Below are 14,231 nucleotides of genomic sequence, written 5' to 3' on the forward strand. Positions count from 1 at the left end.
ACAAGTAAAACCAATGAATTATAAAAATAGGGAAATCATTATGAGTACGACAAACCACGACAGCTCAGATATCAAACAAGCAGCAGAAAACGCTGACAGCAAACAAATTGCACAAAATCTCAAGAGTGATAAAAAAGTAGATACGCCTGAATCATTGAGTGAAGAAGAGCAAACCCCTTTCATTGAAGATGAACTACGCACTGACAAATAGTCACAATAATAAATGCTTTTATTTAACGTTTAACATATCAACGAGAGGAACATGCTATGACAATTGATAGTCAGTCAAACGAAAAAGTAGTAGTCAATGATTTGGCAGCATCACATCCAAATAATGCGCAGGACAGTTATGAAGGGCGTAAGCATGAGCCAGACATTGATGGTCCACAGCAAGACTCACAAGAAACAGATGAAATATATGCTGATCCCCGCAAAGAAGAAGACTTACCAGCGGGTGGCAAAAATGTTGCGGACTTGAATGTCCAAGACTTGAGCCAAAAAGGTAACGAGTAAAGACTGGCTGATGTCGAATGACATTCGATAAGCAGCCTTCAATAGCAAATAACATAGCCGTTAAAAAGAGACGAATAAAAATAATAAGGATATGACCATGGAAAACAAAAAATCAGCATTATCAGATGACCAGATAGAAAAAAATATCACTGAGAACAAAGGAACGGACACGTTTGAAGAAGGTATCGTTCACTCAGAACACGTAAATGACAACGATAATCCTGCTCGTCAGCCTGATCGCCGTGACCAAGAGGGCAATGCTTTTGATGACGGTATTAATGAACATACAGTTGGTAGTGAGCCTTCTAAAAGTGAAGGTATCAATAATCTAAACCGTTATGCAAACGCTGACAATGCGCAATCACGCGTGTTGAACCCTGATGAAAAAGACAGATAGTATTTACTCAGTAATTTATATGTAGATAAGATAATAATAACGATGAGAGCGAGGTGTCATTATGAGCATGCCAGACGATAAGGCAGTGAATGAGATTCATAAGTTAAAAGATGCAGATGATAACAATGGTATTGTTGCTGATGATGCCTTACAGAAAGCAAATCCTGCTGCTGCAGAAAGAGCCACGGACGATCATGACCCACATAATATTGCGAAAGATAATAAACAGTATGACAGTCCATTAATGAAAGACGATAAATAGTGATTTATTGTGATGGTTTTGGTTCTGGATTCTACAAAGAATGTCATAAGCAAAAACATCAATAGACAGATCTAATCAGAATCAGAAAAGGTTCTACTAGAGTTCAAGCTAAATATCTTGAATCCTAGTAGAACCTTTTCTATTTGTCTAAACGATTACCAGTATTTAAACGACTATCAACAATATCTAAGCAGGTGTACCGCTATGAAAGCGCAATTCGGCATCTGGGCTGGATATCAACTCTGATTCCACTTCTTTGAAGAAAGCCACTCTTTCATCGATATTGTCTTCAGATAGTGATTGAGCTAAGGCCAAGTAATCCTCAAAATGACGACTTTCTGACTTAAGTAAGTAACGATAGTACTTTGCCAAGCGCTCATCATTGATAACCTCAGCCAACGACGCAAATCGTTCGCAAGAGCGGGCTTCAATGAATGCCCCAATGATTAACACATCGACCATCGCTGCTGGCTCGTAAGTACGCTTGTGTTTTAACATGCCTTTAGCATAGCGCCCAGCACTGAGATATTTCCACTCCAGACCACGGTCATTCATGATGCCTAGTACTTGCTCGTAATGTAGCATCTCTTCACGTATCAACTGCGCCAGCTTACACTGCAAATCATAGGAAAACTCATAGCGGAATATGAGATTCATGGCGGTGCCTGCTGCTTTTTTTTCGCAATTGGCATGATCCTGAATGATTAATGGCAAGTTATTAATCGCCGCATCGACCCAAGCCTTTGTGGTTCGAGCACCCAAGAAATTATAGATAGGGGAGAGGTCTACCTTGATGGGCGTACGTAGCTGAGTGATATCAACACTGTCTTTTTCTATGCTATCTTTTACTATTTCTTTGTCGTTCATAAGTTCATCGTTTAAGGCGTTATCACTGCTGTTAATAGGTTTCATATTTTCTTTGTTCATAGTCTCTGTCATGGTTAAGTATTTGATAGGTATTGGCTAAACATAAAAATGAGATAGATAACTAATAACTATAAGTCGATACAGTAATGATTACTTACTGTTTATCTGGGTCTAGTTGTCTGTGCATGTAAAAGCACTGAGAATAGACTTTAGGCTCGACAGCTTATAGGTCATCATCATTATAAAACCCCCAACATTTACTTAGTGAATGGGGTTTTCTTGTTTATTTCTTTATTTGATAGTAGGATAAGATTTTGCTAAAGCAGAATCTTTCTTACTATTGATATATCAGTCATCGCTTGGTGATGGGTAATGAGTATTATAACTCATGCCAATACGACATAAAGCTATTGATACACAGGTATAGGCCGTTTGAAATAAATGGCTGTATTTATGACCTGTATCGTTTTCTATAATGTTATTAGCAAGGGTGCTTCAATGCAGCAAAAAATGTATGCTAGTAGCATAGCACAAATGTTTAAAGCGCTATTCATGACAAGCTTATATGATAGAACAACAGGTTTGATTCGTACTGCATCTAAACTTGGAATAGATGTCTAAGACCGACAATGTCCAATCATTGCGGTAGCAACTTCGTATTTACACTCTCACGAACAGATAAGGATAACAACATGAGCCAGTCTTCTAACGCCAATCGTATTCAAAAAGGCATCCTTGCCATCGACCAGCAATTGTATGACTTTATTGAAAACGAAGTGCTACCGAAAGTCGGTGTTGACTCAGACAGTTATTGGTCAGGTTTCGAAAAAGTCATTAAAGAATTTACCCCGCGCAACAAGGCACTGCTTGAGACTCGTGACAAAATTCAAGCACAGATAGATCAGTGGCATTTGGACAACCCTGCCAAAGACGGCGAAATCGATTACCCTACTTATAAGACATTTTTACAAGAGATTGGATATCTATTACCAGAAGGTGACGACTTTAAAGTTAGCACACAAAACGTTGATGATGAGATTGCTTATATCGCAGGGCCACAGCTGGTTGTACCTGTACGCAATGCTCGCTATGCACTGAACGCAACCAATGCACGTTGGGGTAGTTTGTATGATGCCTTATATGGTACCGATGTCATCAGTGATGACAATGGTCAAGAAGCAACAGGTGGCTATAACCCAACTCGCGGTGCTGCTGTCGTCGCTTATGCAAAAGCATTCTTAGATGAACATTTTGCGCTAGTATCAGGCTCATACAATGATGCGACAGGCTTTGCAGTGGTTGATGGCAGGCTTTCAATTGTTCAAGGTGATAGCAGCACTTCGCTAAAAGACACTGAAAAATTTGTGGGCTTTGTGGGTGATGCAGAGGCACCAACGGGTATTTTATTAAAAAACAACAATCTGCATGCCGAAATCCAAATCGATGCTAGCCATCCAGTCGGTAAAGATGATCCTGCAAATATTAAGGATGTCTTGCTTGAGTCAGCGATTACAGCCATTCAAGATTGTGAAGATTCAGTTGCTGCGGTTGATGCGGAAGAAAAAGTTGAAGTCTATCGCAACTGGCTTGGTTTGATGAATGCTGACTTGCAAGAAACCTTTGAAAAAGGTGGCAAGACACGTACTCGTAAACAAAACCCAGACCGCGAATACACTACGCCAGATGGTGGCAAACTTATCCTACCAGGACGTTCGTTACTACTCATTCGTAACGTCGGCCACTTGATGCAAAACCCAGCAATCTTAGTGGATTTGGGTAATGGTCAAGAACAAATCTTTGAAGGATTGATGGATGGCTTAATTACGCCGCTATTGTCTTTAAATGATTTAAAAGGTAAAAACGCGCTATCGAACTCACGTAAAGGCTCAATGTATATCGTTAAGCCAAAAATGCATGGTCCTGAAGAAGTCAAAATGGCCAATGATTTGTTTAATGCTTCAGAAGACTTGCTAGGGCTTGAGCGCAACAGCATTAAAATCGGTATTATGGATGAAGAGCGTCGCATGACGGTCAACTTAAAAGAAGCCATTCGCCAAGCCAAAGAGCGTGTGATCTTTATCAATACTGGTTTCCTCGACCGTACAGGTGATGAGATGCATACCAGTATGAATGCAGGCCCATTTGTACCAAAAGGTGAGATGAAGTCACAAGCATGGCAGCCAGCCTATGAGCAGTGGAACGTAGATGTTGGGCTAGAAACAGGTCTACAAGGTGTTGCTCAGATTGGTAAAGGCATGTGGGCAAAGCCTGATGAGATGAAAGAGATGATGGACACCAAGGCCGCACATCCTAAGTCAGGCGCCAGTACAGCATGGGTACCGTCACCAACAGGGGCAACCTTGCACAGCATGCACTATCATCAAGTAAATGTGACAGAAGTACAAGACAGCCTAAAATCACGTGAGCGTGCAAGCTTAGATGATATCTTGACCATTCCATTAGCGAAAGACACCAACTGGTCTAAAGAAGAAAAGCAGCAAGAATTAGAAAACAATGCGCAGGGTATCTTAGGTTACGTCGTACGCTGGGTAAACCAAGGCGTTGGTTGCTCTAAAGTACCTGATATCGATGATGTTGGTCTTATGGAAGATCGTGCAACGCTACGTATTTCTAGCCAACATATCGCTAACTGGTTGCATCATAATGTGATCACTGAGGAACAAGTGCTTGAGACAATGAAACGTATGGCAAAAGTTGTTGATGAGCAAAATGTTGGTGACAGCGATTATCAACCAATGGCTAGCGATTTTGAAAACTCTTATGCGTTCAAGGCAGCCTGTGATTTAGTGTTTAAAGGTCGTGAACAACCTAGCGGCTACACTGAACCACTGCTGCATCAGGCACGCTTAGATCTAAAGAAAAACACCTAAAATGATAGATTAGGTATCATTTTTTAGGTAGGCTTAAGCAAATTGGCAGGATAGTATATTGTACTATCTTGCTCGTTTGTGACTGTCAAATATGACAAAAATAAGACAAGCAGTATTTTAAAAGCGCTATTTATTGTTAAATAAATAGCGCTTTTTTTGGTTGAATACTTGATATTCGTTACTGGTATTTAAGATTATCAGTAATGATATTAATCAATGTTTTCTGTATCTTATTGAGTCAATAGAATTTTTTTTAGTGATCGCTCAAATACAACCAAGCATTTTTTATTTGATAATGGATGTATCGAAAAAGCAAAAAAACATGTTGCAAATTATGTCAAAGTTGTTATGCTTGTACTCGAAGTATGAGTTTGGTAACGGATGTTACGCACGGAGCAATAAATACCAAAGGTTACATGGCAGTTATGTTGTTTTAATCCCAGTCATGTGAGTCATGGTTTTTGATCCTACTGCAATAGCAATTCGCCACACTTGTTTCTGACTAATCTCGGTAGCCAGTTACACATTATATCTTTGAGGATTTGTGACGATACCATTATGAGCACCAGCTAATCATAGCTAGCTTATTACTAAAATTGTAAAGTGGAGATACACCCATGAAAAAACTACTTTTAGCTACAGCAGTTGCTGCTTTATCTGTATCTGCAGCCAATGCAGCCCCTACTCTATATGGTAAAGCATTCGTTACTGCTGACTACGTCAATGCAGAGTTTGATGGCCAGGATATGACTGGTACTACAAATTACAACGAAGATGAAAGCTCAGTACAAATCAACTCAAACGTTTCACGTCTTGGTTTCAAAGGTTCTGAAGCAATCACTGCTAACACTGATGTTATCTATCAATTAGAGTATGGCATCAACATCGACGACAGTGGTGATGACAATATTGGTTTCAAAAGCCGTGATACTTACCTTGGTCTAGATAACAAAAACTTAGGTCAGTTCCGTTTCGGTCGTAATTATTCAGTGACTGACTACATCAACAACGTAACTGTTGCTGAAGGTTATTGGGACAACATCGGTGCAAGCTCTCTTGACGACGAAGGTACGCTTAGCAGCGCTTTGACTCTTACTGATGGTGGTCGTGTAAATAACTCAATCGTATGGATTGCACCTAAATATAATGGTCTACCATTAGAGCTTGCACTTCAGTATGGTGCTGACGAAGCATTTGTATCTGATGACAATGACCGTGATAGTGGTTTTGGTGCTTCATTGATGTATGATCAAGGTACTGGCATTACTGCTGGTGTTGCTTATGACAAAGATATGACTCTTGCAGCTGGTGAAATCCTTCGTGGTAGTGCAACGGTTGATTTGAGCAAATTTGTGGCAGTACCTGTAACTTTAGGTGCCCTATATCAACAAGTAGACTTTGATGACTCTAACGACGACGAGAAAGGCCTAGTTGTAAGTGCTGAAATGGGTTTAAGCAACTTCGCTCGTCCAGCTGCAGTTTATGCTCAATATAATAAAACTGATAACTTAGGTGGCCTGAAAAATACTGATTCAGACCAACTAGTATTAGGTGGCAAATACATGTTCAAAGACAACGTGATTGCACATGCTTATATGGGTTATAACAAAGCTGATTTAGACAGCGGCCTTACAGTTAAAGACGAAGCTAGTTACGTTGACGTACGTGGTGATGCTGATGTATTCGCTATCGGCGGTGGTCTAGAATACTTATTCTAGTATCAGCCTTTGATAGTTGATAGATAGCATATAAAAAGACTCACCCTTCGGGGTGGGTCTTTTTTTGCGTTAAAAAATAGTAACTACTATGTAAACTTTGTTTTTTCACCTTACTGTAATATTTGTTCGGTAAAGTAGTGTTTAAGCAGTTTTCATGACTCGTTATATATAGTGGTTTTAAGTATCTTTGGATACGCCATTATATACATCAACTACCTAGCCAACTTATCACTCAAATTGTAAAGTGGAGATATCCTTTGAAAAAATTACTTTTAGCTACAGCAGTTGCCGCTTTATCTGTATCTGCAGCCAATGCAGCACCTACCTTATATGGTAAAGCATTCGTTACTACTGAATATGTAAATGCTGAACGTGATGGTACATTGTATGACGTCGACAGCGACTCAGTACAAATCAACTCAAACAGTTCACGCCTTGGTTTCAAAGGCTCTGAAGCAATGACTGCTAACACTGATGTGATTTATCAATTAGAGTATGGCATTGCTGTCGATGACAGTGGTGATGAGAATATTGCTTTAAAGAGCCGTGATACTTACCTTGGTCTAGATAACAAAAACTTAGGTCAGTTCCGTTTTGGCCGTAATTACTCAGTGACTGATTACATCAATAATGTAAGCGTTACTGAAGGCTTTTGGGATAACCTAGGCTCTAGTAATCTTGACATGGAAGGCGATGTTTTAGATGCGGTAACCATGGCCGATGGCGGTCGTGTTAATAATTCTATCGTATGGATTGCACCTAAATATAATGATCTACCACTAGAGCTCTCACTTCAGTATAGTGCTGATGAAGCTTTTGTATCTGATGATAATGACCGCGACAGTGGTTTTGGTGCCTCATTAATGTTTGACCAAGGTACTGGCGTTACTGCTGGTGTTGCTTATGATAAAGACATGAGCCAGGTAGGCGAGCTTTTGCGTGGTAGTGCAACGGTCGATCTAGGCAAATACATGGCAGCGCCAGTTACTTTAGGTGCAATGTATCAAGTAGCTGATTTTGACGAAGGCACTAAAGATGAAAAAGGTTTGGTCGTCAGTGCTGAAATGGGTCTAGCTAACTTTGCTCGTCCAGCTGCTGTTTACCTTCAATATAACGGTACTAGAAACTTAGCTGGTGTTGAAGACCGGGATTCAGACCAAGTCGTTCTAGGTGGCAAATATATGTATAAAGACAACATAATTGCTCACGCTTATGTTGGTAACAACTCTGCTGAAGATGGTGCTACTGGTGCTGATCTTGATGTATTCGCACTTGGTGGTGGTCTAGAATACAAATTCTAATCTAAGTATTAGAATCTGATTATAAAAAACTCATCCTTCGGGGTGGGTTTTTTGTTGGTTAGCATTTAAATTGTAGAAAAATGTTGATTACCAATATAAAAATAGAAGAGTTTCTGACAGTTTGCATTTTTGCCCTATATTTTATGGCGTATTTTTAGTAAAATCCTTCTTTACCAATTACCGAAAGAGTACTATGACCAAGTTTATATTTGTGACCGGTGGGGTAGTGTCCTCACTAGGAAAAGGTATCACCGCAGCCTCTCTTGCCGCTATCTTAGAAGCACGTGGCGTGACCGTCACGATGACCAAGATGGATCCGTACATCAATGTCGATCCAGGTACGATGAGCCCATTCCAACATGGCGAAGTTTTCGTTACCGAAGACGGCGCAGAGACAGATTTAGATTTGGGCTACTACGAGCGCTTTTTACGTCATTCAAAAATGAGTAAAAGCAATAACTTCACCAGTGGTCGCATCTACCAAAACGTTTTAAACAAAGAGCGTCGCGGTGAGTATCTCGGCGGTACAGTGCAGGTTATCCCGCACATCACTGATGAAATCAAGAGTAAAATCCTGGCCAGTGGTGAAGGCTATGACATCGCTATCATCGAGATTGGTGGTACAGTCGGTGACATCGAGTCACTGCCTTTCATGGAAGCCGTACGCCAAATGCAAGTAGAGCTTGGCCGTAATAGAGCCATGCTGATGCATCTAACGCTAGTACCGTATATTGCTAGTGCTGGTGAGACCAAAACCAAGCCGACCCAACATTCTGTAAAAGAGCTGCGTTCTATTGGTTTGCAGCCTGATATATTGATCTGCCGTTCTGAACATCATATCTCACAAGACAATCGCCGTAAGATTGCGCTATTCACTAATGTGGAAGAGCGTGCAGTCATTATGTGTGAAGATGCCCAAAGTATTTATCAAATACCGCGCACATTACATGAGCAAGACCTTGATGACTTGATTTGTGAGCGTTTCGGTATTGATGTACCTGAAGCAGACTTGAGCGATTGGGATAAAGTTGTTGAAGCGCAGCTCAATCCTGAGACGACTGTGACCGTAGCGATGGTTGGCAAGTATGTCGAACTGCCTGATGCGTATAAGTCTATCAATGAAGCATTGCTCCATGCTGGTATCACACATAAAGCAGACGTAAAGATTGATTATATCGATGCCGAGCGTTTGGAGAGTGATGATAGTTTATTCGCGCAGCTAAATAACGCTGATGCTATCTTAGTACCAGGCGGCTTCGGAGAGCGTGGTACTAATGGCAAAATGAAAGCCATTACTTATGCACGTGAAAACAACGTACCTTATCTAGGTATCTGCCTCGGTATGCAGTTGGCAGTGATTGAGTATGCTCGTAATGTGCTTAATATTAATGCTAACTCTTCTGAGTTTGATCGCAAGACTGCTGAGCCGATCATTGGTCTCATCACTGAGTGGTTAGATGAGCGCGGTGAGTTACAGATTCGTAGTGATGATTCTGATCTTGGTGGCACTATGCGTCTAGGCGCACAGCAAGCCGAATTAGTTGCTGGTAGCAAATTAAGCCAAATCTATGGCGCGAGCAATATCACGGAACGTCATCGTCATCGTTATGAGATGAATAACCGCTATATTGAACCACTAGAGCAAGCAGGTATGACCATATCTGGTTATTCAGCCAAGCAGCATTTGGTTGAGTCAGTTGAGATTTCTGAGCATCCATGGTTCGTTGCTGTACAGTTTCATCCTGAATTTACTAGCTCGCCACGCGGTGGTCATCCACTGTTTAACAGCTTTGTAAAAGCGGCGAAAAACTATAACGAAGCCAGATAGTTCAAACCAAGTCGTTATAAACGCCTGACATATTTACATGTATAAAAAAGACTGATTTTCGAATCGGTCTTTTTTTGAGCCTATATTTTAGAATTAGAGAACATGGTTATCGCAATATAATTGTCCATTACACCTTAATTACGGATAACACCAAACCCAAAAAATATCATTAACCACGTGAAAAGTGATTAGTCTAATAAATGAGGCAGTTGCACTCATTTCTCGGACTATTCTGATTTTTAGGAATGGTATGATTACGCTTGGATACTTTTATTAATTGGGCTATGGGTTACAATATGCGATAGAACCACTGATAACAATAAAGAGGATAGTTGTTTAATGGAAAATTTATTAAAAGCACAATCACATATTCAGCTTAATACGCCTAACAATAACACTATTAATATTGGTAACGATCAGCCGTTTGTATTGTTCGGCGGTATGAATGTTTTGGAATCTAAAGAGTTAGCGTTTGAGATTGTTGAACAGTATATTGATATATGCCAACGTTTGGGCATCGATTATGTCTTCAAGGCCAGTTTTGATAAGGCCAACCGTTCAAGCTTGCACTCTTATCGAGGCCCAGGGCTGGCGAAAGGCATTGACTGGCTTGGCCAAATCAAAGAGAAGTTTCAAGTACCCATCATTACTGACGTTCATGAGCCTCATCAAGCAGCACCTGTCGCTGAAGTAGCTGACATCATTCAGTTGCCTGCATTTTTGTCACGTCAGACTGATTTGGTCCATGCGATGGCGAAGACAGATGCCATTATCAATATCAAAAAAGCTCAGTTTTTAGCACCCCATGAGATGCGCCATATCGTCAATAAATGCTTGGAAGGTGGTAATGATAAACTGATATTGTGTGAGCGCGGCAGTGCTTTTGGTTATAACAATTTGGTCGTCGATATGCTTGGTTTTGATACGATGAAGCAGATGGATATTCCTGTATTCTTTGATGTGACGCATAGCTTGCAACAGCCAGGTGGACGTAGTGATAGTGCAGGTGGTCGCCGCGAGCAAATCACGACGCTTGCACGTTCAGGTATGGCAGCAGGGTTGGCAGGGTTGTTCTTAGAAGCACACCCAAGTCCAGAAACGGCCAAATGTGACGGTCCTTGTGCTCTACGTATGAGTCAGTTAGAGCCATTTTTACGTCAGCTTAAGCAGATTGATGATTTGGTCAAAGGTTTTGAAACGTTAGATACTCATTAGTAGTACTAGCTAATAGGTCAAAGATAGGAGGATAATGTAATGGCGATTCAAACCGCACAAGTAAGTATCGAAAATATCGATGACGCGGCAGGACTAACTAGCGTGATGACGGCATTGAAGAACATCACTGGCGTAACCGCTATCGATTTAGATACCACTCGCCACGTTGCTATCGTGCGTTATGAAGATACCGATACGAGTATCCATGCTCTGACGGCAGCAATTAGTATGGTTGATTATGTTACTCAGCCGTTTCCTATCGATGCACCACAAAACCCACATCATGATGATTAGTCTTTGATATCGGGTATTATTCCTCGAATGATCCTCAGCTCGAATGATCCTCAGATAGTATCTGCGTATCATTCATTTAAAACATAAAAATAAGGAGTCTCATATGACAGACCAAACTCGTGTTATCAAAATAGACGGCATGACTTGCGGTGGCTGCGTAGCCAGTATATATAACGCTACTGCTGATATTGATGGCCTAGATGATATCAGTATCGAGCTGATAGACAATCAAGCAACCGTTACTTTTGATGATAGTAAAACGAATATAGAAGCCATTGTTTCAGCGATTGATGATGCTGGCTTTGATGCGACTGTCGCTAACTCATAAGTACCGTCTCTCATTTGAAAAAACCAGCTATTATGGCTGGTTTTTTAATGGTTGAAAAGTAGTGATATTAGATTGCTTCCCAGATGGCTATAAATGAATTGATTTGAATGGATAGTAATCTTGAATGTTTTTTAATTTAGATTCATCTATCCACTGATATTTTTATGGCTCATCCAATTTTACAAACGTTATAACGAATAAATGCCATACCGAGTTTTCTTTATGAATGATATTACCCGCACCACTAATGACAAATCCTACGATGTTGAAACTGACGTTCAGTCAAATACGTCACTTACGCCGCAGCGTGCGCATCTACAACTGGCGATTGATGGTATGACCTGTCAGGCTTGTGCCTCACGAATCGAAAAGGTACTTAACAAAAAGCCATCGGTATACGATGTGAGTGTGAATTTTGCAGGTGAGACTGCCAATGTCGATTATGATCCGACTCAGACCACACCAGAGCAGGTCACAGAATGGGTGAATAAAACTGGTTTTGTGGCTAATTTACAAGTAGGTGAGAGCTTATTTGAGAAAACGGACAAGGATACAGCAACTGAATATCCTTGGCGCTTAATTGGGCTATGGGTTTGCTTAATCCCATTTTTAGTCGGTATGGCAGGCATGCTGACAGGTTTTGGTATGGCGTGGATGCCACCGATTTGGATACAATTCCTCATAGCGACGATTGTGCAATTTGGACTAGCACTGCCATTTTATAAGAGTGCATGGGCATCGATTAGAGGTGGTCTTGCTAATATGGACGTATTGGTCATTATCGGTACGGTCACCATTTGGGCGTATTCAACTTATCTTTGGCTCACCCATGGTGATGGTACGCTAAATAGCTTGCTGCAAGATGGTCTCATGGGTGGTCATGGTGCAGGTAATAGTCCTGCAGTGTATTTTGAAGCAGGAGTGATGGTTATTGCTTTTGTTCGTACGGGTAAGTATTTAGAAGAGCGTACCAAAAAGCACAGCTTAAATAGTATTGATTTATTATTATCACTGACACCTGACCAAGTTGAGCAGCAGCAGTCAAATGGTGGTTTTCATAATGTTGCACTCCAAGACGTGCAGGTTGGTGACATTTTGCGCGCTAAGCAAGGTAGCCGAGTAGCCACCGACGGCATGGTTATAAGTGGTAGTGGCTGGTGTGTGGAGAGTCATTTAACGGGTGAGTCCGTACCGCTCAAAAAAGAAGAGGGCGATGGTCTACTAGCGGGTGCTCTAGTCGAAAATGGCAGCTTACTATATCGCGTCAGTGCTAAAGGTAGCGATACCAAGCTAGGTGATATGGTACAAGCACTCAGCGATGCACAAGGCTCAAAAGCCAATTTAGCGCGTCTGGCTGATAGAGTGACAGCTATTTTTGTTCCTATTGTGGTTACGATTGCATTGGTTACTTTTGTCGTCACGTGGTGGCTGACAGGTATGGTGGATACGGCCTTAATGCACGCTGTATCTGTATTGGTTATTGCCTGCCCTTGCGCGCTTGGCTTGGCCACACCCGCTGCGATTATGGCAGGTATGGGTGTTGCTGCTCGTCATGGTGTTTGGTTCAAAGATGCACAAAGCCTCGAAGCAGCAGGCGACATCGATACCGTTGTCTTGGATAAGACTGGTACATTGACCATTGGCAAACCTACTATCGTTGACCATGTCATGGTGGACAAATCGCTTGCTGTTGATGACGTATTGCAGATTGCCGCCAGTGTTGAGGCACATGCTAGCCATCCGCTTGCCACAGCGTTGATCAACACTGCCAAAAATCGTAATTTACCATTAATGAATGTTACTAATATCAGCGTGATAAAAGGCGCAGGTATACAAGCGAATATTGACGGACTTGGGCTTATTAAGGTTGGTACGGCAGAGTTTGCTAACTTGACGCTGCCAAAGTTTATGCCAAAAGCATGGCAAGTGGCCAGTACAGTTGCAGTTAGTATTAATGACGAACCTTTAGGCGCTTTTGCTTTAGCGGATGACCTAAAAGCGGATACTCCACAAGCGATTACTGCACTACAGGATGCAGGCATTAATGTGATTTTGATGAGTGGTGACAAGCAGTCCGTCGTCGATTATGTCGCAGGGAAACTGGGTATCAAGGCTGCTTATGGCAAGATGAGCCCGAGAGACAAGGCAAGTCAAATTGCTAAATTGCAAACGGCTGGTCATAAAGTCGCTATGGCAGGTGATGGTGTTAATGATGCACCAGCGATGGCAACTGCCGATGCCAGTTTTGCTATGTTTGAAGGCACTGACGTTGCACAGCACAGTGCTTCTGCGCGATTGATGGGTGAGTCATTGATGCATATCGATGCGGCACAAAAAATCGCTCAAGCAACACTGCGTAATATTAAGCAAAATTTGTTTTTTGCCTTCATTTACAATTGCATTGGCATTCCACTCGCTGCTTTTGGGTTTTTAAATCCTATGATTGCAGCTGCTGCCATGGCGCTTAGTTCCATCTCAGTATTAATGAATGCACTGCGATTGACACGATTTAAGACAGAAATTGAGCTGGATAATACAGTCTCAAACACCAATATTAAAGCAGAGTAGTTGTCTAAAGCTTAGGCATCCATTCGCTTTTTACATCGTCACCGATAAA

General features: G+C 41.4%; 13 protein-coding genes. 12 read left to right on the plus strand and 1 reads right to left on the minus strand.

Features of this window, described 5'->3' with window-relative positions; all coding sequences use genetic code 11:
• Positions 1-40 precede the first annotated feature (40 nt).
• From JMW61_RS07710 to JMW61_RS07725, 4 genes are all read left to right on the plus strand, one after another.
• Positions 41-211 (plus strand): hypothetical protein, encoded by a 171-nt coding sequence (locus tag JMW61_RS07710; RefSeq protein WP_201550168.1) that lies wholly within the window; start codon positions 41-43, stop codon positions 209-211.
• Between the two features lie 56 nt (positions 212-267).
• Complete coding sequence (locus JMW61_RS07715) at positions 268-513, plus strand: hypothetical protein (protein ID WP_201550169.1); 246 nt, start codon at positions 268-270, stop codon at positions 511-513.
• Between the two features lie 97 nt (positions 514-610).
• Complete coding sequence (locus JMW61_RS07720) at positions 611-910, plus strand: hypothetical protein (protein ID WP_227687388.1); 300 nt, start codon at positions 611-613, stop codon at positions 908-910.
• A gap of 61 nt (positions 911-971) precedes the next feature.
• A complete protein-coding gene (locus JMW61_RS07725; RefSeq protein WP_201550171.1) occupies positions 972-1,172 on the plus strand; it encodes a hypothetical protein in 201 nt (66 codons plus the stop codon).
• 186 nt (positions 1,173-1,358) lie between these two features.
• Here JMW61_RS07725 and miaE read toward each other — a convergent pair whose 3' ends face one another.
• Positions 1,359-2,099: a tRNA-(ms[2]io[6]A)-hydroxylase gene (miaE, locus tag JMW61_RS07730; protein ID WP_201550172.1), complete on the minus strand. Its 741-nt coding sequence runs from the start codon at positions 2,097-2,099 to the stop codon at positions 1,359-1,361.
• Positions 2,100-2,731: 632 nt separating this feature from the next.
• On the opposite strand from miaE, the gene JMW61_RS07735 reads away from it, so the two are divergent.
• The 8 genes from JMW61_RS07735 (at position 2,732) to JMW61_RS07770 (ending at position 14,182) form a co-directional block, all read left to right on the plus strand.
• Positions 2,732-4,930 (plus strand): malate synthase G, encoded by a 2,199-nt coding sequence (locus tag JMW61_RS07735; protein ID WP_201550173.1) that lies wholly within the window; start codon positions 2,732-2,734, stop codon positions 4,928-4,930.
• Positions 4,931-5,547: 617 nt separating this feature from the next.
• Entirely contained in the window at positions 5,548-6,648 is a 1,101-nt protein-coding gene (locus JMW61_RS07740) for a porin (RefSeq protein WP_201550174.1), read from the plus strand.
• Between the two features lie 257 nt (positions 6,649-6,905).
• Positions 6,906-7,949, plus strand: coding sequence for a porin (locus JMW61_RS07745; RefSeq protein ID WP_201550175.1), 1,044 nt, complete (start codon positions 6,906-6,908; stop codon positions 7,947-7,949).
• A gap of 193 nt (positions 7,950-8,142) precedes the next feature.
• Positions 8,143-9,777 carry a CTP synthase gene (locus JMW61_RS07750; protein ID WP_201550176.1) on the plus strand — a complete coding sequence of 545 codons (1,635 nt, stop codon included), beginning with the start codon at positions 8,143-8,145 and terminating at the stop codon, positions 9,775-9,777.
• A 339-nt stretch (positions 9,778-10,116) separates the two neighbouring features.
• Entirely contained in the window at positions 10,117-10,992 is an 876-nt protein-coding gene (gene kdsA / locus JMW61_RS07755; RefSeq protein WP_201550177.1) for a 3-deoxy-8-phosphooctulonate synthase, read from the plus strand.
• 39 nt (positions 10,993-11,031) lie between these two features.
• Positions 11,032-11,286 carry a heavy-metal-associated domain-containing protein gene (locus tag JMW61_RS07760; protein ID WP_201550178.1) on the plus strand — a complete coding sequence of 85 codons (255 nt, stop codon included), beginning with the start codon at positions 11,032-11,034 and terminating at the stop codon, positions 11,284-11,286.
• A gap of 103 nt (positions 11,287-11,389) precedes the next feature.
• Entirely contained in the window at positions 11,390-11,614 is a 225-nt protein-coding gene (locus tag JMW61_RS07765) for a heavy-metal-associated domain-containing protein (protein ID WP_197134577.1), read from the plus strand.
• 222 nt (positions 11,615-11,836) lie between these two features.
• Positions 11,837-14,182, plus strand: coding sequence for a heavy metal translocating P-type ATPase (locus tag JMW61_RS07770; RefSeq protein WP_201550179.1), 2,346 nt, complete (start codon positions 11,837-11,839; stop codon positions 14,180-14,182).
• Positions 14,183-14,231 lie beyond the last annotated feature (49 nt).

The organism is Psychrobacter fjordensis, from assembly GCF_904845995.1.
GTDB lineage: Bacteria > Pseudomonadota > Gammaproteobacteria > Pseudomonadales > Moraxellaceae > Psychrobacter > Psychrobacter fjordensis.